The sequence below is a fragment of the Yersinia sp. Marseille-Q3913 genome, from assembly GCF_963892745.1.
GTDB lineage: Bacteria > Pseudomonadota > Gammaproteobacteria > Enterobacterales > Enterobacteriaceae > Yersinia > Yersinia bercovieri.
Genome location: NZ_CAWQAF010000031.1, coordinates 1 through 25,315, shown reverse-complemented (window position 1 = coordinate 25,315; position 25,315 = coordinate 1). Strand labels below are relative to the sequence as shown.

Sequence of the window (25,315 nt, the reverse complement as noted above, 5' to 3'; positions counted from 1 at the left end):
GTCCGAAGTGAGTCCATCCGAACACATTTTACCTGTTGAGGATGATGCCGCTGCGGAAAATAGTGTTGCCCCTGAAGCTGTGGCCACCGCCACACCAGAAAAAGGCATCAAAGGGCAACTGCTGAAAATCTGGCATTTGCCGGACAATTTTCAGTGGATGGAGCCATTACCGCTCTTCCACCGTCGCTGGATAATCATCGTCACCGCTGTGTTGCTGCTGGCACTGCTGTGGCCTGTATCACGCGATAATACTGACCGCACCTTCCCCATTAGCGCACCCTCTACTGAGGTGCCGCTACAGGCCCAATTACAGGATAATCTTGATGCTTCGCCACCCCCAACGGTGGCTCCTCCCGCTATTCCTAATACTTTGCAAGGCAACTGGCAGAGTTATCAGATTCAATCAGGGAAAACATTGGCGCAGCTATTCCGTGACAATAATCTGCCGGTCAATGAGGTCTTTGCGATGGCGCAGGTTGAAGGCAGTGATAAACCACTGAGTAACCTGAAAGCGGGGCAAGAGGTCAAAATCATGCTGGATGCACAAGGCGTGGTTGCCGCACTGGCCATTGAAACCACCGCCAACACCGAAGTGCTGTTTACTCGGCAGAGCGATGGCAGTTATCGCCGCGATCGTTAATCACCACCCTTAACGACTTCTAACTCACCTGTTATTTTCTTTGATATTGCCACTTTGCCTCTCCCGAATTAGGTTATTTTCTGGATGGTTAACGCCATCCATGACCAGATAGCCATATTCATAAATAAAGGGAGTGATTATGATATGAAATATAATTTAGCTTTTGTATTACTGCTTACGCCGTTTAGCCTATTCGCCACCCAGCATTGCCCAGCGATTGATACCATCACACAGGTAGGGGCAAGTTATACGGCTAAAACGACGGAGGGTGGAGAATGGATTGGCCTCTTGCAAGGCCCCCTTCCCGCGCAAAGTGCAATTAAAGATTTCAGCGAAGCTCTATTGATTCTCGATAGTGATAGAGATAAGGGTAACCTCATTGATCAGGGGAATTTTCAAAAGTGTACCTATAACCTGGAGACCGAGGGTAAGCAGATAGACATGTACTACGATAACAAAACCTGGTTGGTCTCCATCAGTGGAAAACCTCACTGGAAGTACCAGCAGTCTTCTTTACTTGAATTCTACCTCTGTTCAGACGTGGCTGCTGAAGAGTGTGAATTTGATATTTTACCGCAGGAATCTGCCTCCTGACACCTCAGCGAGCCCCTCATTAACGGTGAATTTCCCATTGACCAAAAAGCAAAACGCCAGCACGAGGCTGGCGTTTTAGCAGGTTAACAGCAGCGTAACTTACGCTTCTGCAACCACGATCACGTTCAGTTTTGCGAATACGTCGCTGTGTACCTGGAAGTGAACTTCATGCTCACCAGTAGTACGCAGAACGCCATTCGGCAAACGAACTTCGCTCTTGGCCACGGCAACGCCAGCTGCAGTTACAGCATCAGCGATGTCACGAGTACCGATAGAGCCGAACAGTTTGCCTTCATCGCCTGCTTTAGAAGCGATAGTGACACTGACCAGTTCGTTAATTTTGGTTGCGCGAGCTTCAGCTGCAGCCAGAACGTCAGCCAATTTGGCTTCCAATTCTGCACGGCGTGCTTCAAAGAACTCGACGTTTTTCTTAGTTGCCGGAACAGCTTTACCTTGTGGAACCAGGAAGTTACGAGCGTAGCCCGCTTTAACGTTCACTTGGTCACCCAGGCTGCCCAGGTTTGCTACTTTATCAAGCAGAATAACTTGCATTACCTTATCCTCTCAAAGTCGTTAATGGACAGTGGCCGATTACTGATGACGATCAGTGTACGGCAACAAAGACAGGTAGCGAGCGCGCTTGATACAACGAGCGAGCTGACGCTGGAATTTTGCACGAGTACCGGTAATACGGCTCGGGACAATTTTACCACTTTCAGTGATATAGTTTTTCAGCGTAGCGATATCTTTATAATCAATCTCTACAACGCCTTCCGCGGTGAAACGGCAGAACTTGCGACGACGGAAATAACGTGCCATTAGGCTAGTCTCCAGAATCTATAAATTCAATCTGCTCGGCATGCAGAACCAGTTTGTTCAGCCCATTGCGGCCTTGATGGCAGCTAATGAAGCCTTCAACGGTTAACTGACTGCCGACCGTTATACTGTGAGTTAATGCTTGTGACGTTTGTCCGCTAACAACGATAGGCATTCTGCACCATGTTTGTCGGCTAAATCCGGCTTCCTGCTGTGTTGATCGATGCTCAAGCACAAATTGACAATGCGGGATACCAGAAGGACTTACTTTTCGAACCGGGGTCTTGCACACAGTGCCAGAGAGTACCAGACGATTAGTGGTCACCACGGCAATTACTCTTCAGAATCCCCAGCTTCGGAATCATCATTGGCTTCTGACGCGAAGTCGTGACGCTCACGGCGTTCGTCTTTCGCTTTAACCATTGGTGATGCTTCAGTTACCGCGTGCTTAACGCGCATAACCATGCTACGGATAACGGCGTCGTTGAAGCGGAAGTTTGTTTCCAGCTCATCGATCGCTTCCTGCGGGGCTTCAACGTTCAGCAGAACGTAGTGAGCTTTATGCAGTTTATTGATCGGGTAAGCCAGTTGACGGCGGCCCCAGTCTTCCAGACGGTGGATCGTACCAGCAGCATTAGTGATAGTTGCACTATAGCGCTCGATCATGCCCGGAACCTGTTCGCTTTGGTCAGGATGGACCATAAAAACGATTTCGTAATGACGCATCGATTATTGCTCCTTACGGATTATTCAGCCTCCTGATAGGGTCAACCGCGGCCCATGGAGGCAAGGAACGTGTTTGTGTGCGGCTGAAAAATGACGCGTAACTATACTTGCGGGCCGCTGGAAACTCAAGGACTGACGGGGATTTATTCTTATTCTGACCATTACGCAGTAAAAATCGCACTTTTTGTTCATTAATTAACCAATGGTTATCGATCCATTAGTCTGCTAAATCTTTCAATGAAATCATTAGCTCAACATAAATATTGTTCACTTTTTTTGACCAAGTGAATCAATCTTCGTGTATTTTTTAATTAACAAAAGCGACTAGAATTATTTACATCCACCGCATAACAAGCGGCGAAGCAAACTGAAAGTTATTCAAACTAAGTAAATAAGATATTGGAGTCACCTATGAAACGTACACTCATCATCGTAGCCACACTGAGTTTACTACTCTCCGCCAACACCTTTGCCGCCACGGAGATCAGCCGTCAGGAGGCCATGCAGCAGCAACGTGTCAGCATTGGCGAAATATCCCTTAACCACAATGTGGTTTCACCGGATGATGCCGTGGCGCAAATCAGCAAAATGGCTGATGAACGCGGCGCAACGGCCTACCACATCACTCAGATGCATGAACCAGGTAGCAACAGCTCCATTCGGGTGAATGCAGAGATTTATCGTTAGACCCTGCAGTAAAAATACAACACCAGTGAATACGACGACCAACAACCAAAATAGCCCGTTATATGCCCTTCCCCCCGGTTTGCCGGGGGGCTTTTATCCCCTTGATTCTTAACCGCTCATACCGTTTTATAAGTGTTTTGCGAAGAATCTCACTCCAGCACTGAGTGCTGTCGGGGTAATTTTATGGCCAATCCCCGCTTCTGTCAGATAGGTCAGATGCTGATCACCCCCGCTGGCCCTCAGCGCCTGCACTAACCGCTCACTCTCCGCTGCGGGCACCACATCATCCGCCTCCCCATGCCAAACCAATAATGGCCGCCCGGCAATGACGTCCAACTGATGAGTGAGATCATAATCTGCCAGCGGTGCTAAGCGGCGCTCGAATACCGTCGGGCTGACCTGTTGTCCCGCCTCCAGCGGAGGAAACAGGCTGTGTGCCAGTGAGCTGAAGTAGCCTGACCCCATAAAGTTTGCGGCAGCACTCACCCACGGATAGCGGGCAAACGCCCCCAATGTGGTCATTCCCCCCATTGATGCGCCCGCCACACCGATACGATCGCCATCAATCAATCCAGCCTGCTGATAATGCTGTTTAAGTGCCGGTAGCTCATCAATGTTTGATTTTAAAATCGCCCAGAAGTGGGATAACCGCTGAGTTTCATTGCCGTTAAAGCGCGCACCGTGCATATCGGCATCAGGTGCTATAGTGCGAAAACCGGCTTGCGCGAAGGCATAGGCGAAATAGGAGTAGACCTCTTTTGACGAGGTGTAGCCATGATAGAAGAAAATGGTCGGTAGCGGTTGCTGGCGCTGGCCCGCAGGGGCAGAATGTATCACCTCAATACCATTAATGCTTTCCAGCGACATCTCAATCATGGCGGCAATCCTATATTTATCAGGCGGAGTATTTATCGGTGCAATGTAAGCTCGAAAAACAGGCTTATACTGGATAAATGCAGTGTGCCTAAATAAGGTTATAAAGTCTTAAATCAATTTCTTTCAAGATATTACCCTTTATACGCGGCGCGGTACTTAAATCAGTAGCGAAGAGGTAAAGATGACAATAAAACATGCGGTGGTGTTCTTACTGATCACTTTGGGGCTATCGGCTTGCAGTGCTTTGCATGTCACGCCAGCTCCTCCACCGGCGATTCAGCCTTACGCACAAGAAATCACCCGCGCCCAGAGCCTCAACTTGCAAAAAGTGGGGACTGTCTCAGCTCAGGTATTTGGCAGCCCAATGGATGTAGAGGCAGAAATTAAGCGTAGGGCTAACGCCAGCGGCGCGCCCTACTATTTGATTATCATGATGTCAGACAGTATTTACCCCGGCACTTGGTATGCTAACGCCCTGTTGTACAAATAAATGTTATATCGATAGCCCCGTTGCACGGCTCAATAGCGGCGCACAAATGGCCTCGGGTAACATATATTGGTCACGATGGTCGAGTGTCATGCGGCACCAGGCATCAGCCAGTGGTGGCGAGGCAAAACGCAGTAATTGCGCGGCGCAGCACAGATCAAAGAGTTGCTGAGTGAGCGCTCGCCCCTGCTCCTCTTTGGGAGTTTTAATCCGCTGCTGCAACTGTCGCCATGCGCGATCAAACAATCGGCTTTGCCCGCGCACCGGGTAGAACTCTTGCTGTAGCACGTCGATTGCTGCGGGTAGTTTGCGCAATGTCCGCAGCACATCCAGGCACATAATGTTGCCGGAACCTTCCCAAATGCTGTTGACCGGCATTTCACGATACAGCCGTGGCAGTTCACTCTGCTCGCAATAACCGATCCCGCCCAGCACTTCCATCGCCTCGGCGACAAAAGCACTGCCCTGCCCGCAGACTCGGTACTTCGCCGCCGGGGTGAGCAGCCGGCTGAATATCTGCTCGTGAGCCTCATTGGGCTTTTCCCATGCACGCGCTAAACGCATCAGCAAGGCCGTGTGCCCCTCCAGACGCAATGCCATGCGGCTCAGCACCTGCCGCATTAAGGGTTGCTCAACCAATGCCTTGCCGAAAGCCTGTCGCTGCCAGGCATGATACAGCGCGACAGAGAAGGCACGGCGCATCAGGCCATGACTACCCAACGCACAATCAAAGCGGGTATATCCGCCCATTTTCAGGATTTGGCGAATGCCGTCGCCCTCATCCCCCAAGAGCCAGGCGGTGGCATGATCAAATTCAACTTCACTGCTGGCATTTGAGCGGTTGCCAAGTTTATCTTTCAGCCGCTCTAATCGAATGGCGTTATAGGTGCCGTCGGGCAATATTTTAGGCAGGAAGAAGCAGGATAAGCCCCCCTCGGCCTGTGCCAACACTAGGTGTGCATCACTTTGCGGCACGGAGAAAAACCACTTGTGTCCTACCAGTCGATAAGCCTCACCATTGCCGCGTGATTCCAGCGGCTCGGCACGGGTGCTATTGCTGAGCACATCAGACCCCCCCTGTTTTTCGGTCATCCCCATGCCAATCAATAAGCCCCGTTTCTGGCTACCAACAGCCTGATGAGAGTCATAGCGATCTGAGAGCAGCGGCGGCAACCAGTTTTGAAATAAGGGTGGGAGAGATTGTTGTAACAGTGGAATGGCACCAAATGTCATGGTGATTGGGCATAGTGACCCTGCCTCCACCTGCGCATGTAGGATAAAACGTGCCGCACGCGCCACAAAGGAGCCAATGCGGGCATCTTCTTGCCAGGGCAGATTATGCACCCGGTGCTTGATCAGCTCCTGCATCAACACATACCACGCAGGGTGAAATCGCACCTGATCCAAGCGCTGACCAGCTGCATCGTAACGTAATAATTCAGGAGGATTATTGTTTGCCAGTCGCCCTAACTCCAGTGACTCCTGCGAACCAAGTTGTAGCCCCATCAGAGAGAGATCCTCTCCATCCCAACCTGCGTGTTCCCGCATCACTGCTTCTCGTAACGCCATATCAGACAGAAATAAATTGCTGTTTGATAAGGGTTCCGGCTGATTGAAAACCAAGTGAGTCTGCCACTCCATACCTTCCTCCATTTAGATACCGTCCTGTTGATCAGTTGGCAATAGGCATTAACAAATCAGGGTTAAGTATGGTGTAGGTGGGGGTTTTTGCTGACAGACTCATCACAAACAGGGATCAAACAACGATATATCGCTGATAATTTAGATTAATTCCCGCTATTAAAAATACAAAAAAGCCAACATCGGTGAATGTTGGCTTTTTGGCTGAGGGCATTGACAAAGTGCCAGCGGCGGTGAGAACAAGCAGATCGTAAAGACGCCGTAAATCCATCCTTGGAGGCTCGAGCCGCGCCATCCGTGGCGCGGACGCTTTACTCTTCCGCCTGTCCTCACCGTTCCTGATCGAGTCATCGGAGTTTGCCATCAATCTGAGCCAACATAGGTAAGTGCTGGCTCTTGAAGCAATGTGGCGAAAGAAGAATTAAGCTTTTAGCGCTCTCTGGCGCACGGCTTCAAATAAGCAGACACCAGTGGCAACCGACACGTTTAGCGAAGAAACGGTCCCTGCCATAGGAATGCTGATCAGCTCATCGCAGTGTTCGCGAGTTAAACGGCGCATACCTTCACCTTCAGCCCCCATCACCAGCGCCATCGGGCCAGTCATTTTGCTCTGATACAGAGTGTGGTCCGCTTCACCCGCCGTGCCCACAATCCATACATTGTGCTCTTGCAGCACTCGCAGGGTGCGCGCCAGATTCGTCACTTTAATCAATGGCACATTTTCCGCCGCGCCGCTGGCCACTTTTTTGGCGATGGCATTGAGCTGTGCGGAGCGATCACGTGGCACAATAACTGCGTGGACACCGGCGGCATCCGCGCTACGTAAGCAAGCGCCCAGATTATGTGGATCAGTGACACCATCCAGCACCAGCAGGAAAGGCATCTCCACGCTTTTCAGCAAGGCCGGCAGATCATTTTCCTGATACTGGCGCCCTTCACGTACCCGCGCCACGATCCCTTGATGGACTCCCCCCTCAACCTGCGCGTCCAGCCATTGGCGGTTGGCAACCTGAATCACTAAACCGGCAGCTTCCAGCTCCGCGACCAATGGCTGTAGGCGACGATCATCACGACCTTTCAGAATAAAAACTTCCAGGAAACGTTGTGGGTCGTTGTCTAGCAGGGCTTTGACGGCGTGAATGCCGTAAATAATTTCGCTCATGATGCTCTTTTACATGTGTTGGCTGACAAGATAATTTGCCTGCCAATGATTAAATTAATGCGGGTGACCGAAGCCACCCGGCAACAGCGGCTATTACTGGTCGCTACTGGTTTTCTTCTTCGCGCGCTTAGCCTTGGTGGTGGCGGCAATTTTTTTCGTTTTAGCGGAGGCTCTTTTCGCTTTCGCTTTGGCTTTTTTCTCCGCGATCGCTTTGTCGTCCAAGGTTGCCGCGGCATCTACCGGACGGAAAGCACTGTCTGGCTCGAAGTTCGTTGGTTTTTTAGCGCGACGAGGCCGTTTTTGCCCAGCCGCCGCCGGAGCATGATCCCCCGTTGGCGCACGGTCACGACGCGGCGCACCGGATGAACTACCACGACCGCCACGGCTTGAGGAGGTATCGCGCATACTACGTTGACCATCTGCTTTCTTCGCCTTATCACGGGCGGTTTTGCCCTCGCCACGCGGCTTACGCGCACTGGAAACCAGAGCAAAATCAATTTTGCGCTCATCCATATGCACCGCTTCCACGCGAATTTCCACGGTATCACCCAAGCGGTAAACCATACCGGAGGATTCGCCGATCAGCCGTTGGCCGATATTGTCATAACGATAGTAGTCATTGTCCAGACTGGAAACATGCACTAAACCATCAATAAACAGATCGTCGAGACGCACGAAGAAGCCAAAACCGGTGACACTGGCGATAATACCGGTGAACTCTTTGCCCACCTGATCCTGCATGAAGTCGCACTTCAGCCAATCGGCTACATTGCGGGTGGCTTCATCCGCGCGGCGTTCAGTCATTGAGCAGTGTTCGCCCAATTGCAGCATCTCTTCGTACTCACTGTGCCAGCCGCCGGTCGGTGTCCAGCGCTCTTTCACATTGCCCTGCTCTTTGGCGAGCTGGTACTTGATAGCCCGATGCATCGCCAAATCAGGATAGCGACGAATTGGCGAGGTGAAGTGACCATAGGAGGCCAGCGCCAGGCCAAAGTGACCGCGGTTTTCCGGATCGTAAATCGCTTGTTTCATCGAGCGCAGCAACATGGTTTGCAGCATCTCGTGATCCGGGCGATCAGCTACTTCATCCATCAGCACCGCATAGTCTTTCGGCTCAGGTTTCAGGCCACCACCGAGTGTCAGACCCAGCTCATTTAGCACGCTACGCAGCGCTGAGATATGGTCATCACTTGGGCGGTCATGCACACGGAACAGGGCTGGCTCGTTATGTTTTTCCACAAAACGCGCGGCGGCGATATTCGCCGAAATCATGCACTCTTCAATCAGCTTATGCGCGTCATTACGCACAGTCGATTCGATGCGTTCAATGCGCCGTTCGGCGTTGAAAATAAACTTGGCCTCTTCGGTTTCGAACGCAATACCGCCACGTTCGGCACGAGCCTGATCCATCGCCTTGTACATGGTATGCAGTTCTAACAGGTGTGGCACCAGCGGCTTATATTGCTCACGCAGCGACTCTTCACCATCAATAATACGCCACACTTTGGTATAGGTCAGACGCGCATGGGAGCTCATTACCGCTTCGTAGAACTTATAAGACGAAAGCTTACCCTGTGAGGAGATGGTCATCTCGCACACCATACACAGGCGATCGACCTGCGGATTCAGAGAGCAGAGACCGTTTGACAGCACTTCCGGCAGCATCGGGACCACTTGCGATGGGAAGTAGACTGAGTTACCACGGCTGCGGGCTTCATCATCCAGTGCCGTGCGCGGGCGCACGTAGTAGCTGACATCCGCAATGGCAACCCATAAACGCCAGCCGCCGCCACGTTTTTTCTCGCAATACACGGCGTCATCGAAGTCACGGGCATCTTCGCCATCAATGGTGACCAATGGCAGGTTGCGTAAATCCACCCGCCCCTTTTTCGCCTCTTCCGGCACTTGTTCTTTCAGGTCTGCGACCTGTTTTTCCACCTGAGGTGGCCAGGTGTGCGGGATCTCATGGGTGCGCAGCGCAATATCCACCGCCATGCTGGTGCCCATGTTCTCGCCGAGGACCTCAACAATCTTACCTACCGCTTTGGTACGACGAGTCGGGCGTTGAGTCAACTCAACCACCACCATATAGCCCATTCGTGCGCCGTTAATCGCCTCTGGCGGGATCAGAATATCGAAACTCAAGCGACCATCATCAGGTACAACAAAGCCCGTGCCCGCATCGGTAAAGTAGCGACCAACGATCTGGCTGGTTTTCGGCACCAGTACCCGCACGATACGCGCTTCACGGCGGCCTTTGCGATCAGCGCCAACGGCTTGGGCCAATACCACATCGCCATGAATTGCGGTTTTCATCTGCTCCGCGGAGAGATAGAGATCGTCTTTGCTGCCTTCAACCCGTAAAAAACCGAAACCATCACGGTGACCAATAACAGTGCCGCGTAATAAGTCCAGGCGCTCCGGCAAGGCGTAGCACTGACGACGGGTGAAGATTAACTGCCCATCACGCTCCATCGCGCGCAGGCGGCGACGCAGAGCCTCTAAAGCCTCTTCGCCGGTGAGATTAAGTTCATTGGCCAGCTCTTCACGGCTGGCAGGTGTTTCGCGCTTTGCGAGATGAGCCAAAATGAATTCCCGGCTAGGGATTGGTGACTCATATTTCTCTGCTTCTCGTTCCAAGAATGGATCTTGTGACATTGCGGTTCCTCCGTTGTCAGCAGCAGGTTGTATCCCCTTTGGACTTAAAGTTGCAGGGGGTTGGCTGCACCTTGCAAATTTATTGGGCATACACATGTTTTATTATAAAAACTACTCAACAAGTAATAGCTTATAGAGCGGAGTATTATCTTGGATCATGTCAGCCAAAGTATAGTTATCCAGCTCGTTAAGGAAACTCTGTACCGCCTGATTAAGCACTTCTTTCAAGCGGCAAGCGGGCGTTATATGGCAAAAATCACTACTGCAATTCACCAAAGAGAGTGGCTCAAGCTCGCGCACAACGTCACCAATTCGAATCTGCTCGGCAGGTTTACCCAATCGTATTCCACCGTTTTTACCCCGCACCGCCGTTACCAACCCGACACGGCTCAACTGATTGATTATTTTAACCATATGATTGCGAGACACGCCATAGACCTCAGTTACCTGAGAGATATTAGTCATTTGGCCTTCAGGTAGCGAGGCCATATAAGTAAGCGCTCGCAAACCATAATCAGTAAAACTTGTTAACTGCACGTATACCCCTGAGTATCAGTTTACCCGGCTTAAACCCATCTAAGATGTCACATTTTTGATCGGCCATAAGTGCGATTCTAAGTGCTATTTAGAAAACTTATACTTTGAATGATAAACCAGCCACAAAGCTTGCAACTAATCATTTAGGCGATGGATGAGTTTTTTGATGTAAAACGGCATATTGGAGGCAATTTCAGCATAGATTTTATACCCAAATGAATTGGCGTTGCCGGTAAGCAGCAAATGCAAGAGGGGGATAAACAATAAAGCCGGACGTAAGCCCGGCTATTACTTCAAACACGCACATCTGAATGCTGATTTTTGGCGGTAAGCCAATTAATCATAAATTATGCATCAAATGGGTCGCGCAAGATCATGGTTTCGTCACGATCAGGCCCGGTAGAGATAATATCAACCGGAACGCCTGTCAGCGCTTCTACACGCGCGATGTAGTTTAGGGCTGCCTGTGGCAACTTGCTGTGTTCTTTCACGCCAAAGGTAGTTTCTGACCAGCCTGGCATGGTTTCATAGATTGGCTCAATACCTTCCCAGCCTTCAGCAGCCAGTGGGGTCGTATCCACTTCGCGGCCATCTGGCATGCGGTAGCCAACACAGAGTTTCACTTCTTTCAGGCCATCCAGCACGTCCAGTTTGGTCATGCAGAAGCCGGACAAGGAGTTGATCTGCACAGCACGGCGCACAGCAACGATATCCAACCAGCCAGTACGACGGCTACGGCCCGTGGTCGCGCCATATTCGTTACCTTGCTTACGCAAGAATTCGCCTGTTTCGTCGTTCAGTTCAGTCGGGAATGGACCCGCACCGACACGAGTGGAATAAGCTTTAACGATACCCAGCACATAATCAACATAACGTGGACCCAGGCCAGAACCTGTCGCTACACCACCAGCAGTGGTGTTAGATGAAGTCACGTACGGATAAGTACCGTGGTCGATATCCAGCAAGGTGCCTTGTGCGCCTTCGAACATCATGAAATCGCCACGCTTGCGAGCACTATCCAGCAATTCAGAGACATCAACTACCATGGCGGTCAGAATATCGGCGATCGCCAATACATCATCCAGCACAGTTTGGTAGTCTACCGCGTCTACTTTGTAGTAATGCACCAACTGGAAGTTGTGGTAATCCACAATTTCTTTCAGCTTGATCGCGAAGGTTTCTTTGTTGAACAAATCACCTACACGCAGGCCGCGGCGGGCAACTTTATCTTCATAGGCAGGACCGATACCACGACCAGTAGTACCGATAGCTTTTGCACCACGTGCTTTTTCACGCGCATTATCCAGAGCCACATGATAAGGCAGGATTAATGGGCATGCTTCGGAGAGTAACAGTCGCTCACGAACAGGCACACCGCGCGCTTCAAGTTCTGTCATCTCTTTCATTAATGCGTCAGGCGCCAATACAACACCGTTGCCGATGATGCTGGTTACGTTTTCACGCAGAATACCTGAGGGAATTAAATGAAGAACGGTTTTCTCACCGTTGATAACCAAAGTATGGCCAGCGTTGTGACCACCTTGATAGCGCACAACATATTTAGCCCGTTCAGTCAGCAGGTCAACGACCTTGCCCTTACCTTCGTCACCCCATTGGGTGCCCAGTACGACGACGTTCTTACCCATCTCAAAAATCACCAGGTTGCTTAAAAAAGGATTCTAACATCTCATCCGGCGGCTTTCAGTACTTTTTAACACATAACTGAACAATTTTTGTGCTTACATTTAGCCACCCATGCGGCTACGCAACATGTAGTAGATAACAACGCCCGCAACCACTAATCCTCCACCAAAACGGCGTAAAGTGGCATCAGGTAGTTGGGTCATCGCCTGAATCATTTTGCGCCAGGCTTTGGGATAAAGCATCGGGCCAAGTCCTTCCAGCACCAAAACCAGTGCCAATGCTAACAAAATGGTTGAATTCATCGTCTGTCTCAAAAGGTAAAAAATGGCTCAAATAGAAAAGGCCCGCGTCAACGGGCCTTGCTGGTTCGGTCAAAACGCGCTGTAACTACAGCCGTTATGGACGTTTACTGGAGTTATCCGGTGATCTCATGTAACGGAAGAAATCACTGTCCGGGCTAAGTACCATCACATCATTGCCGCTGTTGAAGCTGTTTTCATACGCGCGCAAGCTACGGATGAAGGCATAGAAGTCTGGATCCTTGCTGAATGCATCAGCAAACAGACGAGCCGCTTCTGCATCACCGCCGCCGCGAGTAATACGCGCCTGGCGTTCTGCTTCTGCCAGTGTACGTGTCACTTCATAGTCAGCCGTTGCACGCAACTTCTCTGCTTCTTCCTGACCTTGTGAACGGTGACGACGGGCTACCGCTTCACGTTCAGCACGCATACGCTGGAAGATGGCATCAGAGACTTCAGCCGGTAAGTTGATTTGCTTGATTCGCACGTCAACCACTTCGATACCCAACGCCGCCATACTGTTCGGGTTAACCGCTGGCTGTTTGCCACGGGTTTCCTGTTCAACACGGGCCGCTGCCGAAGCAATCGCATCATCCGCTTCGGTGGTGACAGCTTCATCATCAACACTACCGGTATTCAGCGCATCACGCACATCTGAAGTCAGGCGGCCACGTGAGTCGGTTACGATGTCGCGGACATTCAGGCGACCAATTTCAGAACGCAAACGGTCACTGAATTTACGTTTCAACAGCACTTCAGCCTGAGACACATCACCACCACCGGTGGCCAGATAGTAACGGCTAAAATCACTGATGCGCCATTTCAGGTAGGAGTCAACAATCAGGTCTTTCTTCTCGTTAGTCACGAAACGGTCAGCCTGGTTATCCATGGTCTGAATACGAGCATCCAACGTCTTCACTGTTTCGATAAATGGTATCTTGAAGTGCAGGCCCGGTGCATACACCAGCGGCTTGTTATCACTATCACGCAATACCTTACCAAAGCGCAGCACGATCCCGCGCTGACCTTCTTGTACCACAAACAGCGAAGCATAGAGTGCGACTAACACCACAACGACGATAAGTAAAATAGACTTACGCATTGGTTATTCTCTCCCTACGCGAGTGGAAGTATCACGCTGAGCATTCGCTCGGCGCTGATCCATGATAGAGCCACTGGTTGAGCTTGAACTACTTGCACCAGACTCTTGGCTGCTATTAGCAGAGGAAGACGGATTCAAACGAAGCAGACTGGTGTCTTTGTTGCCGTCCGCTTTATCTGCGCCTTGACCGCGCAGCATTTGATCCAATGGCAGCACCATCAGACTGTTACCTTTGTCATTAGCCAGCACTTTGCGAGTTTTGCCCAGGACCTTCTCCATGGTTTCTATATATAGACGCTCACGGGTAATTTCTGGTGCAGCCTTATACTCAGGCAACAACTTGGCAAAACCAGCTACCTCACCTTGCGCTTCCAACACCTTACGTGCGGCATAAGCACGAGCATCTTCTAACAGACGCTGAGCCTGACCATTAGCACGTGGCTGGACTTCGTTGGTGTAGGCTTCCGCTTCACGAATATATTGCTGTTCGTTTTCACGGGCTGCAATCGCATCATCAAATGCCGCTTTAACTTCTTCCGGCGGACGTGCAGCCTGGAAGTTAACGTCCAGCAGCGTTATGCCCATGTTGTACGGACGAATAGTCTCTTCCAGTACACGCTGAGTATCGCTACGAACAATGGTACGGCCTTCAGTGAGGATCTTATCCATGGTGTATTTACCAATAACACCACGCACTGCGCTGTCTGTTGCCTGACGCAGGCTATCATCCGGATTCGTCACGCTAAACAGGTAAGCGGCCGGGTCAGTCACGCGATACTGCACGTTCATCTCGATGCGAACCACGTTCTCATCGGAGGTCAGCATGACGCCAGAAGCGGCCAATTCACGTACCGACTCAACGTTAACTGGGGTCACTTCATCGATAAAGGTCGGTTTCCAGTTCAAACCAGGTTGCACGATGTGGCTTAATTTACCCAAGCGAGTCACAACACCGCGCTCGGCTTCTTTAATTGTATAGAAACCACTTGCCGCCCAGATAACCACAACCGCAACTACCGCGATGCCCACAATGCGACCACTGAAAACAGGGCCTTGTGTCGCGCCGTTGTTGCCATTACCGCTTCCGCCACCTTTGCCACCGAGACTACTCAGTTTTTTGCTCAGTTTACGGAAGATATCATCCAGATCAGGCGGCCCTTGGTCACGGCCACCTTTATTATTGTTATTTCCGCCAGAGTTGCCGCCATTATTATTGCTGCTCCCCCACGGATCGCGGTCCTGTCCGTTATTACCGGGCTGATTCCACGCCATGTTTTAGCTCCATTCTTCTATGATTGGTTTTCTTCAGGCCAAGAGCACATGCCAAAGACGCTGGCTCTTAATTTCACAAGAAAGATCTGATAATCAATGACTCTGAATATAACTGATCAATTCTTGTTCTTGTTTACAGAGACGACGCCAATCCACGATAGGCATTCTTACCACCATACCGACGTTCCCGTCCTCATCTATCCACTCTTTTTCAATTGCCTGAAGCTGGTAAAAACGGCTACGTAGACGACCTGCCTGAGGCGGCAAACGCAATTCATAGTGTGCGATCTCACCTGAAAGGCGCTCCGTCAACGCTTGAAAGAGCAACGGGATCCCTGCGCCGGTTTGGGCCGAAAGCCAAACTCTGACTGGCAGATTGTCTTCGTTGCGATCAATTCGCGGGACAAAATCATCCAACAAATCAATTTTATTCATTACTAATAATGTAGGTATTTCATCGGCCTCTATTTCTGCCAAAACAGTATCGACGGCGGCCATATTCTCAGTTACCCGAGGATCTGCTGCATCGATAATGTGTAACAGTAATGAAGCCTGCCGCGTTTCTTGTAATGTCGCTTTAAAAGCAGCAACCAGATCGTGCGGCAGATGCCGGATAAAACCTACCGTATCCGCCAACACTGTATCACCCACATCAGCCACATTAATACGGCGTAATGTTGGATCCAGCGTGGCAAATAATTGGTCAGCCGCATAAACATCAGCTGCCGTAATTTTGTTAAACAGGCTGGATTTACCGGCGTTGGTATATCCCACCAAGGATACTGTCGGAATATCAGCACGAGTACGCGCACGTCGCCCTTGCTCACGCTGCTTAGCCACACGCTCTAAACGACTTAAAATCAAAGTGATACGGTCGCGTAATAGACGGCGGTCAGTCTCCAACTGGGTTTCACCTGGCCCTCTTAGGCCAATCCCCCCTTTTTGACGCTCAAGATGCGTCCAGCCACGAACCAAACGGGTCGCGATATGACGCAATTGCGCTAACTCGACCTGTAACTTACCTTCGTGGGTACGGGCCCGTTGGGCAAAAATATCTAAAATTAGTCCAGTACGATCAATGACTCGACACTCACACAATCGCTCAAGATTTCGCTCTTGCGCTGCGGATAGAGCATGATCAAACAGGACAACAGACGCGCCACTGGCTTTCACCGCGTCAGCAATTTCTACGGCCTTTCCTTCGCCAACAAAGTACTTAGGGTGTGGTGCTTTGCGACTACCGGTCACAATTTGCAAAGCCTCTACGCCCGCAGAAGATACCAACGCTTCGAATTCACGCAGATCTTCTGAGTTTTTGTCTTGCGAGAAATAGATATGGACCAGTACGGCCTGCTCACCGGCTTCATAGCGGTCAAACAAACGTGCAACCTCTCAAACGGATCAAAACCGCTAGTGCGGAGAACATAAGCCCGAATCCGTTGCTTATGTTCCCCGTCATGGTCGACCAACAATGCGCTTTATTCAGCGTCATCGCTATCCTGCTGCGGCTGTTGCGGCGCAGACGGATTACTACCATGATAATTATTGGTGCTACCACTCGGACTATTGCTATGATGCGAAACCGGGCGGGAAGGCACTACAGTAGAGATGGCATGTTTATAAACCATCTGGCTGACTGTGTTCTTTAACAGAATGACAAACTGATCAAAAGACTCAACTTGGCCCTGCAGTTTAATGCCATTCACTAAATAAATAGAAACCGGAACACGTTCACGACGCAATGCGTTCAGGAACGGATCTTGCAAAGATTGCCCCTTAGCCATTCTATGTTTTCCTTATTTGCTTGTTGTTTTTAACTAAGAACCTATCGGCTCAAAAATAAACTGCGTAAAAAAAATCTGCGCGTTGAGTACTAATCAATTGTACACAATCATTCAACCTATGCACTAACAACCTGTATTACAGAGTCTAAAGCCTCTCCCGGCTTATCACTGTCGAGCCACTGAACTGAACTCCAGCCCCGCAACCAGGTTATTTGGCGCTTTGCCAGTTGACGTGTCGCACAAACTCCGCGGTAAACCATTTCGTTGTAATCAATCTCACCAGACAGATAAGACCACATCTGCCGGTATCCCACACAACGAATGGCAGGCAAATCCGTATGCAAGTCACCGCGGTCAAAAAGCGCCCTAGCCTCTGCTTCAAACCCTGCCTCCAACATCTGATGAAAACGTAATTCAATCCGCTGGTGCAGAAGCTCCCGGCTAACAGGCGCAATCGCAAATTGGTGAACCCGATAAGGTAAGGATTCACCCGAAATTTTAGTCAGTTCCGTTAAAGTTTTACCTGAAATAAAAAAAACTTCCAGTGCTCTAGAGAGCCGTTGGGGATCATTAGGATGAATTCGCGCCGCCGAGACAGGATCGATATCAGCCAATTGCTGGTGCAATGCTTCCCAACCTAGTTCCGCTGCCTGCTCTTCAATACGCTGACGAATTTGCGGATCAGCGGAGGGTAATGGCGATAACCCCTCCAATAGCGCTTTAAAATATAACATCGTCCCCCCCACCAGCAGCGGAATTCGCCCTGCAGCGGTAATGTCGGCCATCTCTTGGAGTGCATCTTTACGAAAATCAGCGGCGGAGTAGGATTCAACCGGGTCACGGATGTCAATCAGGCGATGTGGCGCTAACGCCAGCTCTTCTGCACTGGGCTTAGCCGTGCCGATATCCATGCCACGATAGATCAGGACAGAGTCGACGCTGATTAACTCCACAGGTAGCCGCTGTCTCAGCGCAATTGAGAGCGCTGTTTTACCTGAAGCGGTTGGCCCCATAACAAAGATTGCCGGTGGCCGGTCTCTATTTTCAATATCATTCATGAGTCAGGGTTGCCAATGCAGCCTTTATATCAATAGGTTGTAATAGCCCGGCAGGGGGTGATTGCACCAACTGCGGACAAAGACGCTCAACGTCCGTCAATAACTGTATCGCTTGAGACACATTCCATACCTCATGTTCACTGCCAAGGTGGCGGGCAAGCCATGTGGCTAAATCATCTGGCGATATCTCTTCATGCTGCGACAGATAGCCTAACAGTTCCGGTATCAGTTTTTGTAAATTTTGTTGGCGTAATGGTAAAGATACTGCACGTAAGGTCGCTCTTCCGTGTTCGATAGCCAACTCTATCCCCATCGTCACCAACAACGCCTGATGGCGCTGGCAGGCAGCAGCCTCAGTTTTATCTAATGTCAGCTTTAATGGGATGAGTAACGGCTGAGGACGCAGCCCCTCTGGTGGCGGATTCAACTGAGCTTGTTTCAGCCAACGCTCGGCAACCTTCAGTGCCAGTAATGCTACGCCTTGCTTATATTCAATCAGAGCATAACAAGGTGGGAATACAGTTAACACCCGACCAAAACTGTAATGATCGCCCTGAAGAGGGGCGTCAGCGGGTGTTTGGCGTGGTAGCGGTGACGCAGCTTCCGGTGTGCGCGGCTCTGTTGGATGACTCACGGCAGGCGGTTGCACCAGTTGGCGATATAACTCACCTTGCTGTTTTTGGTAAGGCTGCTCTGCGTTATAAGCGGGGGGCATATGTGCGCGGACCGATGATACCCGGTCAGGGGCCGAACGTCGCTCTGCTGGCAGGGTTTTCGCCGGTTCCGGTTGCGCATATTTATTCACCCCTGCCGCCACGCGGTTTTCTGGCTGCCAGCGGGGTGCTTCGATCTCCTCGCCATCGTCATTGACGTTCAGAACTGGGGTAGCGGTTTGTTGTAAAACCGCCGTCACGGCTTGATAGATAAAGTCATGCACCAGACGCGCCTGATGGAAGCGCACCTCATGTTTAGCCGGATGCACGTTGACATCCACCTGATGGGGGTCGATATCCAGATATAAAACATAAGCGGGTTGCTGGTCGTCCTTGAGTAGATCCTGATAGGCCTGGCGGATAGCATGGTTGATCAGCCGGTCGCGCATCATGCGGTTGTTTACGTAACAATACTGCATCTCACCGAGGGTGCGGCTCGCCGCTGGGTCCGCCACCCAACCACGAATGGTCAAATCTCCATGCTGCCAGGAGATCGCCAGCGCATGTTGCAAAAACGCCGGGCCACAGATGCTCGCCAGGCGGCGCTCATGGTGCGAAGGATCAGTAGCCGCGCGGTACTGGCGCATTAATTTACCGTTATGACTCAAGTTAATAGCCACATCAAAACGCGCCAACGCAATGCGCCGCACTACTTCATCAATATGGCCAAACTCGGTTTTTTCAGTGCGCATAAACTTGCGGCGAGCGGGCGTATTGTAAAACAGATCCAGCACTTCCAGGGTGCTACCCACCGGATGCGCGGCCGGTTTGATGGTCACCGCCATATCGCGGCCCTCCGCGTAGGCCTGCCAGGCTTCATTTTGCTCGGCAGTTCGCGACGTCAGAATTAGGCGAGAGACTGAGCTGATACTGGCCAGCGCTTCGCCGCGAAACCCCATGCTGAGGATGGCTTCCAGATCTTCTAGCGAGCTGATTTTACTGGTGGCATGGCGCGCCAATGCGAGCGCCAAATCCTCTTTGTTAATCCCACAGCCGTTATCACGGATACGAATGAGTTTCGCCCCACCGCGCTCAATATCAATATCAATCCGCGTCGCCCCCGCATCCAGACTATTTTCTACCAACTCTTTCACTACCGATGCAGGCCGCTCTACCACTTCACCGGCGGCAATTTGGTTAGCGAGCTGTGGAGGCAGAATCTGAATCGGCATAGCAGTTCCTTTCGCTTATGACTGTGGGATAGTGAGGGTCTGCCCAAGTTGGACGTTGCCTGACTTTATCTTATTCGCCCGCTCAATCTCGCTCATCGACGCGCCGTATCTGGCGGCAATGGCGGACAGCGTATCGCCACGTTTTACCTGATGCTTAACAGGCTGACTTTTACTCGGCTTCGCTTTAGCTGATGCTGTGGCTTTTGGCGTGACAACCGCTGCCGCACTGCCAGAGGCAGGGACTTTCAACCGCTGCCCAACCCAGACCACATCATTTTTCAGCGTATTGTTCTGCCGCAACAGCGCCATGCTGACACCATATTGACTGGCAATACCGGATAAGGTTTCACCACGTTGCACTTTATGGATCTGGCTTTTACCCGTCGCAGCCGGTTTAGCGGCCGATACCCTGCCGCTTTGCGCATTACTGATGACGGGATCAGGCTGATTAACACTTGAACGTTGGGAAGACGAATCAACCGCCGCTGTTTCTATTAGCGGACGGTTTTCGACCTTTGGGTCGGCTTGTAGCGGATGCGCGAGGAAATAACTGCGCAAACCTTTATAAATGGCTTGAGCAATCTTCTCCTGATACGCGCTACTGCCAAGCAGCCGCTCCTCCGTACTATTACTGATAAAGCCGGTTTCCACTAACAACGACGGAATATCCGGTGAACGTAACACTCCAAGACTTGCATGTTCAGGGCGGCTTTTATGAATATCGCCAATGGATTGCAGCTCGCGCAGCACTTTGGTGGCGACGTCATACCCTACCCGCTGGGAGTGTCCAAATTGCAGATCCAACACCGCCTGACTCAAATAGGGGTCCGACGCGGTGTTGGCTAACACATCACCTGCACCACCAAGCAGCTCTGACTGCTTCTCATGCTGCTCCAGCCAGCTCCCCATCTCACTGTTTGCGCGACGATTCGACAACACCCAGACCGAAGCCCCTGTGGCACTGCGGTTAGGTGCCGCATCGGCATGGATGGAAACTAGCACGTTAGCACTCTGCTTCCGCGCCACGTCAGAGCGGCCCATCACCGAAATGAAGTAATCGCCATTGCGGGTCAAAACCGGTTTAAACATCGGGTCGCTGTTAAGCAGCGCTTCCAGCCGGCGGGAGATGGCGATAGTGACATTCTTCTCTTTCAGGCCATTTTGCCCGATAGCGCCGGGGTCCTGACCTCCATGACCCGCATCAATAGCTACCACCACACGATCGCTACTCGCGACGCGGGCGGTTTTAATTGGCCGGGCAGTGTTCGTCGTTGTGCTTTCGCTGCTCACCACCACCGTCGGTTTATTGTTAAACGGGTTTTTCGCCACTGAAGTGGTATTGGAGTTGGTTATCCGTGAAGGGGGAGTCGAATTCGTCGCCTGTGACGTCAATCGCCCTGCATTAGGGCTAGGTGTATTGGTCTGGCTCAAGACCTGCGGCTGACGAGTGGGGGCGCTATCCGTGGCTGTCATCGTGATGACAACCGTGTAATTGCTGCCCGACTGCTGAGTAACGGCGCGAGTTTTCACTTTTTGCGTCAGTTCCAGTACCAGGCGGGTGCTTTGCTCATCTTTCGGGGTACTGGAGCGAATCCTTTTCAGCAGATTCTGCCCACTAAACTCAAGCGGTAAACCTGAAAGATTGCCACTTTGACGGACATCCAACACCACACGTTCTGGCCCGCTTAAGGAGAAAAAGGCGTAGATCGGTTTGCCATCAAAACTGAGCGTAACCCTGCTCTCAGTTGGGCCATTATTGACCTTAATATCCGTTAGTTTCATCGCTAATGCTGAAGGCAGGGTAAATAACCCCACCATGACCAGCACTACAGCGGCCAATACTTGTTTCCCGCGATTAAGTCGCGACCAGCTAATTAATTTTGTTAAGCCATGCATCATTATCAAATTATCCTTGCACAGCAGCTAAACGGCGCAGCACATCCGCACCCGCATCAGAAATCGCCATCAGGCGAGCTTCACGCCCTTCGTCCTGATAAGCCAAATGCAGCTCAACATCTGCCTGAGGCAGGAACCCAGCCCCTTGCTGCGGCCACTCCACCAGACAAATTGCCTGTTTATCGAAATAGTCGCGAATCCCCATAAACTCCAGCTCTTCAGGGTCAGCCAGACGATAGAGGTCAAAATGGTAAACTGGCCTTGGAGTCAGCGCATAAGGTTCAACTAAGGTATAAGTGGGGCTTTTAACATGCCCAAGGTGGCCAAGGGCCTGAAGGAAGCCACGGCTAAAAGTTGTTTTTCCGGCTCCCAGGTCGCCGAAGAGATAAATAACGCTGGCACCATTGAAGGCATGGGCCAAAGTGGCCCCTAATGCAACGGTTGCTGCCTCATCAGGCAAAGGTAAAACGAGTTCTTTCATTCTGTGATATCTATCTTGCTAACTCAGGATTAACGTACTTCGGAATAACTGACAGCAAATCTGTGGCCAGTAAACCCCGGGTGCCTTGAACTTCAGCCAGTTTGTCTGCGGCGACGCCATGCACAACACAACCCGCGCAGGCAGCATCATACAGCACCAGCTTTTGTGCTATCAAACTACCAATAATGCCGGAGAGAATATCCCCCATACCACCGGAGGCCATACCCGCATTGCCAACATCAGCAATCGCCATCTCGCCCTGTTCACTGGCAATCAGAGTACCAGCCCCTTTCAATACCACCACACCACCATATTGTTTAACGATGTTACGGGCGGAAAGTAAGCGGTCACTCTCAATATCAGCGACGCGACAGCCAAGCAGACGGGCAGCTTCCCCAGGATGAGGGGTCAATACTCGATTCTGACGCTTCAGCGGATTTAATGCCAGTAAGTTGAGCGCATCTGCGTCCCATAATGCTGGTTTATCACTTTGTTGCAATAGATTCAGCGCATTCTTACCCCAGTCAGATTGGCCCAACCCTGGCCCGACTACCAACACATCAGCCCAGCGAATACTTTGCTTGAGGGCTTCATCGGTTAATTCCTGCACCATCAGCTCAGGGCGAGCGGCCAGAATCGGTGCCACATGCTCAATGTGAGTGAGTACTCGCACTAGCCCAGCACCGCTACGCAGGGCAGCTTCACCCGCCATCCGAATCGCGCCTCCCAGCCCTTTATCACCACCGACCAATAACAGTCGCCCGTGCTCTCCTTTATGGGCACAGGGGCGACGCGGTTTGAGCCATTGCGGCAGATGCTCAGCGGTCAAGCGCTCAATTTGCACGGATTGAGCGGCGAGCCATTGCGCCAATCCCAAGTCATTGCAGTGTAAATGGCCCACCCAATCACGAGCCTGCCCGGTGAGCAAACCGAGTTTCAGCGCAATAAAGGTCAGGGTGTGGTCCGCGCGAATGACTGAACCGGGGGCGGCACCACTATCGGCGCTGAGTCCGGAAGGAATATCCAAGGCAATTTTCGCCGCCCGATGGCGGTTTGCGGTATCAATGAGAGTCGCATAAACGCCTTGCGGCACTGCGCGTAGGCCAATACCCAATAGACCATCGATAATCAAATCGATATGTGGCGGCCATTGTATATCAGGCTGGTTAATAACGCCCCCTGCCGCTAGCCACTGGGATTGTGCCTGATGCGCCTCGGCGGGCAGTGGACGATTGCCCGGACAGGCGATGAGTGTCACATTCAAACCCGCCGCTAATGCGCGGCTAGCCACAATATAACCATCGCCGCCGTTATTACCATGACCACATAAAATTAGCCAATGACGTGCGGCTGGGTACTGTTTACGCGCCAGTTGAAACGCCGCATCACCAGCTCTGACCATCAGATCAAATAGGCTCAGGGAGAGGTGTGCCGCGGCGATAGCCTCATTCTGACGCACCCAGTCCGCAGAAAAAACAGAGTGTGGTAAACTAACCCCGATTTGTTTCTTACTATGGTCCGTCATGGCACACCCCCTCGATTTGAATCAATTAGCCCAACATATCAAGCAATGGGGGCAATCGCTAGGTTTCCAGCAAGTTGGTATTTGCGATACTGATTTGTCTGCGGAAGAGCCGCGTTTGCAGGCATGGCTTGATAAACAATATCATGGCGAAATGGCCTGGATGGCACGCCACGGTATGTTGCGCGCCCGACCCCATGAGCTATTGCCAGGGACATTACGGGTGATCAGCGTGCGGATGAATTATCTGCCTGCTAAAGCCGCATTTGCCAGCACACTGAAAGATTCATCGTTAGGTTATGTGAGCCGTTACGCATTGGGCCGTGATTACCATAAATTATTGCGCCAACGGCTAAAAAAATTGGGTGACCAGATCCAAAGCTACTGCCTTGAGCAACAAGCGATAAATTTCCGTCCGTTTGTCGATTCCGCTCCGATAATGGAGCGCTCACTGGCCGCCAAAGCGGGGATTGGCTGGGTTGGTAAGCACTCACTGATTTTAAATCGTGATGCGGGTTCCTGGTTCTTTCTCGGCGAGTTACTAATTGATCTGCCGCTACCCGTCGATAAGCCGCAAGAGGAGCAATGTGGCCGCTGTGTCGCCTGCATGACTACCTGCCCGACAGGGGCTATCGTTGCTCCCTATACCGTTGATGCGCGCCGCTGTATCTCTTATCTGACCATTGAGTTGGAAGGGGCGATACCTGAAGAGTTTCGTCCACTGATGGGCAATCGTATTTATGGCTGTGATGATTGCCAGTTGATCTGCCCTTGGAACCGCTTCTCCCAATTAACTGATGAAGAAGATTTTAGCCCGCGTGCCGTGCTGCATACGCCAAAGTTACTGGATTTATTTGCCTGGAATGAAGAGAAATTTTTGCGGGTAACGGAAGGTTCTGCCATCCGGCGTATTGGTCACTTGCGCTGGTTACGTAATATAGCGGTCGCACTGGGGAATGCGCCCTATCTCGACACTATTGTGTTGGCACTGGAGGCGCGCCGAGGTATACACCCAATGCTAGATGAACATATTGATTGGGCAATATCACAACAATTGAAAAAACGGTCTACACTGATTGTGGATCTTCAATCACCACAGAAAAAACGGCTGGTGAGGGCCATTGAAAAAGGCCTGCCACGCGACGCCTGATCCCCCTTAATAACCTGAAACTAAGTACGGTTAGGTATTGCTGTTTTTTTATTATTTCTGTAATAAATAAGCTCGGACTTTTCCTGTGCATAAAAATAAAAACACCTTGGCAATCAAGCGCAAAAAAAAGCACAAGTGATCGGCATAACGTTTTCATATAAAAATATGTTCAGAAAAATCAAATAGATAGAAAACAGGAAATAGAATCGCTTAAATTATAAGCTGGATATAAAAAGAACAGAAATTGTGGATAACTCTGTTGAAGAAGTTAATACATTGTGTGTAGAGCACGGTGCAGCGCATGACATGGCTGTGGATAATTAATTTAAGATTGAATAAAAATTTTGGAGCGGGAAACGAGACTCGAACTCGCGACCCCGACCTTGGCAAGGTCGTGC

General features: G+C 51.0%; 25 protein-coding genes. 5 read left to right on the top strand and 20 right to left on the bottom strand.

Annotated elements, in window-relative coordinates; all coding sequences use genetic code 11:
- Both AACW11_RS13185 and AACW11_RS13180 read left to right on the top strand, forming a co-directional pair.
- The coding region (locus AACW11_RS13185; RefSeq protein WP_249192954.1) for a LysM-like peptidoglycan-binding domain-containing protein at positions 1 to 640 on the top strand (640 nt) is incomplete at its 5' end.
- A gap of 144 nt (positions 641 to 784) precedes the next feature.
- Positions 785 to 1,234, top strand: a complete 450-nt coding sequence (locus AACW11_RS13180; protein WP_212586936.1) for a DUF3757 domain-containing protein — start codon at positions 785 to 787, stop codon at positions 1,232 to 1,234.
- A 99-nt stretch (positions 1,235 to 1,333) separates the two neighbouring features.
- Here AACW11_RS13180 and rplI read toward each other — a convergent pair whose 3' ends face one another.
- From rplI to rpsF, 4 genes are read right to left on the bottom strand one after another with little or no spacing between them, the layout of a single operon-like run.
- Positions 1,334 to 1,786 carry a 50S ribosomal protein L9 gene (gene rplI / locus AACW11_RS13175; protein WP_212586935.1) on the bottom strand — a complete coding sequence of 151 codons (453 nt, stop codon included), beginning with the start codon at positions 1,784 to 1,786 and terminating at the stop codon, positions 1,334 to 1,336.
- A gap of 39 nt (positions 1,787 to 1,825) precedes the next feature.
- On the bottom strand, positions 1,826 to 2,053 hold the full coding sequence (gene rpsR / locus AACW11_RS13170; RefSeq protein WP_005272652.1) for a 30S ribosomal protein S18: 228 nt from the start codon (positions 2,051 to 2,053) through the stop codon (positions 1,826 to 1,828).
- Between the two features lie 4 nt (positions 2,054 to 2,057).
- Positions 2,058 to 2,378, bottom strand: a complete 321-nt coding sequence (gene priB / locus AACW11_RS13165) for a primosomal replication protein N (RefSeq protein ID WP_048619007.1) — start codon at positions 2,376 to 2,378, stop codon at positions 2,058 to 2,060.
- Positions 2,379 to 2,383: 5 nt separating this feature from the next.
- Complete coding sequence (rpsF, locus tag AACW11_RS13160) at positions 2,384 to 2,776, bottom strand: 30S ribosomal protein S6 (protein ID WP_002210153.1); 393 nt, start codon at positions 2,774 to 2,776, stop codon at positions 2,384 to 2,386.
- A 411-nt stretch (positions 2,777 to 3,187) separates the two neighbouring features.
- Between rpsF and AACW11_RS13155 the strand changes: the two genes are divergently transcribed.
- Positions 3,188 to 3,463, top strand: coding sequence for a DUF1471 domain-containing protein (locus AACW11_RS13155; RefSeq protein ID WP_212586934.1), 276 nt, complete (start codon positions 3,188 to 3,190; stop codon positions 3,461 to 3,463).
- 126 nt (positions 3,464 to 3,589) lie between these two features.
- On the opposite strand, the gene yjfP is transcribed toward AACW11_RS13155, so the two are convergent.
- Entirely contained in the window at positions 3,590 to 4,339 is a 750-nt protein-coding gene (gene yjfP, locus AACW11_RS13150; RefSeq protein WP_212586933.1) for an esterase, read from the bottom strand.
- 181 nt (positions 4,340 to 4,520) lie between these two features.
- Between yjfP and bsmA the strand changes: the two genes are divergently transcribed.
- The gene (bsmA, locus tag AACW11_RS13145; protein WP_049600064.1) at positions 4,521 to 4,829 is read left to right on the top strand and encodes a biofilm peroxide resistance protein BsmA; all 309 of its coding nucleotides are present in this window, start codon (positions 4,521 to 4,523) and stop codon (positions 4,827 to 4,829) included.
- A 3-nt stretch (positions 4,830 to 4,832) separates the two neighbouring features.
- Here bsmA and AACW11_RS13140 read toward each other — a convergent pair whose 3' ends face one another.
- From AACW11_RS13140 to nnr, 15 genes are all read right to left on the bottom strand, one after another.
- The gene (locus AACW11_RS13140; RefSeq protein WP_212586932.1) at positions 4,833 to 6,479 is read right to left on the bottom strand and encodes an isovaleryl-CoA dehydrogenase; all 1,647 of its coding nucleotides are present in this window, start codon (positions 6,477 to 6,479) and stop codon (positions 4,833 to 4,835) included.
- Positions 6,480 to 6,888: 409 nt separating this feature from the next.
- Positions 6,889 to 7,629 (bottom strand): 23S rRNA (guanosine(2251)-2'-O)-methyltransferase RlmB, encoded by a 741-nt coding sequence (gene rlmB, locus AACW11_RS13130; protein ID WP_048619002.1) that lies wholly within the window; start codon positions 7,627 to 7,629, stop codon positions 6,889 to 6,891.
- 93 nt (positions 7,630 to 7,722) lie between these two features.
- Positions 7,723 to 10,287 (bottom strand): ribonuclease R, encoded by a 2,565-nt coding sequence (gene rnr, locus AACW11_RS13125; protein ID WP_212586931.1) that lies wholly within the window; start codon positions 10,285 to 10,287, stop codon positions 7,723 to 7,725.
- 111 nt (positions 10,288 to 10,398) lie between these two features.
- On the bottom strand, positions 10,399 to 10,824 hold the full coding sequence (gene nsrR, locus AACW11_RS13120) for a nitric oxide-sensing transcriptional repressor NsrR (protein WP_212586930.1): 426 nt from the start codon (positions 10,822 to 10,824) through the stop codon (positions 10,399 to 10,401).
- Between the two features lie 347 nt (positions 10,825 to 11,171).
- The gene (locus tag AACW11_RS13115; RefSeq protein WP_032899128.1) at positions 11,172 to 12,470 is read right to left on the bottom strand and encodes an adenylosuccinate synthase; all 1,299 of its coding nucleotides are present in this window, start codon (positions 12,468 to 12,470) and stop codon (positions 11,172 to 11,174) included.
- Positions 12,471 to 12,569: 99 nt separating this feature from the next.
- Entirely contained in the window at positions 12,570 to 12,770 is a 201-nt protein-coding gene (locus tag AACW11_RS13110; protein WP_032899129.1) for a DUF2065 domain-containing protein, read from the bottom strand.
- 94 nt (positions 12,771 to 12,864) lie between these two features.
- Complete coding sequence (hflC, locus tag AACW11_RS13105; RefSeq protein ID WP_005275747.1) at positions 12,865 to 13,869, bottom strand: protease modulator HflC; 1,005 nt, start codon at positions 13,867 to 13,869, stop codon at positions 12,865 to 12,867.
- 3 nt (positions 13,870 to 13,872) lie between these two features.
- Positions 13,873 to 15,141 carry an FtsH protease activity modulator HflK gene (gene hflK, locus AACW11_RS13100; protein WP_212586929.1) on the bottom strand — a complete coding sequence of 423 codons (1,269 nt, stop codon included), beginning with the start codon at positions 15,139 to 15,141 and terminating at the stop codon, positions 13,873 to 13,875.
- A 93-nt stretch (positions 15,142 to 15,234) separates the two neighbouring features.
- Complete coding sequence (gene hflX, locus AACW11_RS13095) at positions 15,235 to 16,521, bottom strand: ribosome rescue GTPase HflX (protein ID WP_048618997.1); 1,287 nt, start codon at positions 16,519 to 16,521, stop codon at positions 15,235 to 15,237.
- Positions 16,522 to 16,619: 98 nt separating this feature from the next.
- A complete protein-coding gene (gene hfq / locus AACW11_RS13090) occupies positions 16,620 to 16,925 on the bottom strand; it encodes an RNA chaperone Hfq (RefSeq protein WP_005275756.1) in 306 nt (101 codons plus the stop codon).
- A 116-nt stretch (positions 16,926 to 17,041) separates the two neighbouring features.
- Positions 17,042 to 17,983 (bottom strand): tRNA (adenosine(37)-N6)-dimethylallyltransferase MiaA, encoded by a 942-nt coding sequence (gene miaA / locus AACW11_RS13085; protein ID WP_212586928.1) that lies wholly within the window; start codon positions 17,981 to 17,983, stop codon positions 17,042 to 17,044.
- The gene (mutL, locus tag AACW11_RS13080) at positions 17,976 to 19,868 is read right to left on the bottom strand and encodes a DNA mismatch repair endonuclease MutL (protein ID WP_212586927.1); all 1,893 of its coding nucleotides are present in this window, start codon (positions 19,866 to 19,868) and stop codon (positions 17,976 to 17,978) included. Before mutL ends, miaA begins: the two co-directional genes overlap by 8 nt.
- Positions 19,869 to 19,883: 15 nt before the next feature.
- On the bottom strand, positions 19,884 to 21,695 hold the full coding sequence (amiB, locus tag AACW11_RS13075) for an N-acetylmuramoyl-L-alanine amidase AmiB (RefSeq protein ID WP_212586937.1): 1,812 nt from the start codon (positions 21,693 to 21,695) through the stop codon (positions 19,884 to 19,886).
- A 79-nt stretch (positions 21,696 to 21,774) separates the two neighbouring features.
- On the bottom strand, positions 21,775 to 22,245 hold the full coding sequence (gene tsaE / locus AACW11_RS13070; RefSeq protein ID WP_048618993.1) for a tRNA (adenosine(37)-N6)-threonylcarbamoyltransferase complex ATPase subunit type 1 TsaE: 471 nt from the start codon (positions 22,243 to 22,245) through the stop codon (positions 21,775 to 21,777).
- 10 nt (positions 22,246 to 22,255) lie between these two features.
- A complete protein-coding gene (gene nnr / locus AACW11_RS13065; protein WP_212586926.1) occupies positions 22,256 to 23,770 on the bottom strand; it encodes a bifunctional ADP-dependent NAD(P)H-hydrate dehydratase/NAD(P)H-hydrate epimerase in 1,515 nt (504 codons plus the stop codon).
- On the opposite strand from nnr, the gene queG reads away from it, so the two are divergent.
- Positions 23,769 to 24,917: a tRNA epoxyqueuosine(34) reductase QueG gene (queG, locus tag AACW11_RS13060; protein WP_005275767.1), complete on the top strand. Its 1,149-nt coding sequence runs from the start codon at positions 23,769 to 23,771 to the stop codon at positions 24,915 to 24,917. The genes nnr and queG overlap by 2 nt on opposite strands.
- Positions 24,918 to 25,315 lie beyond the last annotated feature (398 nt).

Excerpts from the sequence above, each read along its gene's own strand:
- nnr (WP_212586926.1), bottom strand. The coding sequence starts at position 23,770 with ATGACGGACCATAGTAAGAAACAAATCGGGGTTAGTTTACCACACTCT.
- AACW11_RS13110 (WP_032899129.1), bottom strand. The coding sequence starts at position 12,770 with ATGAATTCAACCATTTTGTTAGCATTGGCACTGGTTTTGGTGCTGGAA.
- miaA (WP_212586928.1), bottom strand. The coding sequence starts at position 17,983 with ATGAATGATATTGAAAATAGAGACCGGCCACCGGCAATCTTTGTTATG.
- tsaE (WP_048618993.1), bottom strand. The coding sequence starts at position 22,245 with ATGAAAGAACTCGTTTTACCTTTGCCTGATGAGGCAGCAACCGTTGCA.
- bsmA (WP_049600064.1), top strand. The coding sequence starts at position 4,521 with ATGACAATAAAACATGCGGTGGTGTTCTTACTGATCACTTTGGGGCTA.
- AACW11_RS13140 (WP_212586932.1), bottom strand. The coding sequence starts at position 6,479 with ATGGAGGAAGGTATGGAGTGGCAGACTCACTTGGTTTTCAATCAGCCG.
- hflC (WP_005275747.1), bottom strand. The coding sequence starts at position 13,869 with ATGCGTAAGTCTATTTTACTTATCGTCGTTGTGGTGTTAGTCGCACTC.
- AACW11_RS13180 (WP_212586936.1), top strand. The coding sequence starts at position 785 with ATGAAATATAATTTAGCTTTTGTATTACTGCTTACGCCGTTTAGCCTA.
- rlmB (WP_048619002.1), bottom strand. The coding sequence starts at position 7,629 with ATGAGCGAAATTATTTACGGCATTCACGCCGTCAAAGCCCTGCTAGAC.
- mutL (WP_212586927.1), bottom strand. The coding sequence starts at position 19,868 with ATGCCGATTCAGATTCTGCCTCCACAGCTCGCTAACCAAATTGCCGCC.
- rpsR (WP_005272652.1), bottom strand. The coding sequence starts at position 2,053 with ATGGCACGTTATTTCCGTCGTCGCAAGTTCTGCCGTTTCACCGCGGAA.
- rpsF (WP_002210153.1), bottom strand. The coding sequence starts at position 2,776 with ATGCGTCATTACGAAATCGTTTTTATGGTCCATCCTGACCAAAGCGAA.
- hfq (WP_005275756.1), bottom strand. The coding sequence starts at position 16,925 with ATGGCTAAGGGGCAATCTTTGCAAGATCCGTTCCTGAACGCATTGCGT.
- AACW11_RS13115 (WP_032899128.1), bottom strand. The coding sequence starts at position 12,470 with ATGGGTAAGAACGTCGTCGTACTGGGCACCCAATGGGGTGACGAAGGT.
- queG (WP_005275767.1), top strand. The coding sequence starts at position 23,769 with ATGGCACACCCCCTCGATTTGAATCAATTAGCCCAACATATCAAGCAA.
- hflK (WP_212586929.1), bottom strand. The coding sequence starts at position 15,141 with ATGGCGTGGAATCAGCCCGGTAATAACGGACAGGACCGCGATCCGTGG.
- AACW11_RS13155 (WP_212586934.1), top strand. The coding sequence starts at position 3,188 with ATGAAACGTACACTCATCATCGTAGCCACACTGAGTTTACTACTCTCC.
- rplI (WP_212586935.1), bottom strand. The coding sequence starts at position 1,786 with ATGCAAGTTATTCTGCTTGATAAAGTAGCAAACCTGGGCAGCCTGGGT.
- rnr (WP_212586931.1), bottom strand. The coding sequence starts at position 10,287 with ATGTCACAAGATCCATTCTTGGAACGAGAAGCAGAGAAATATGAGTCA.
- yjfP (WP_212586933.1), bottom strand. The coding sequence starts at position 4,339 with ATGATTGAGATGTCGCTGGAAAGCATTAATGGTATTGAGGTGATACAT.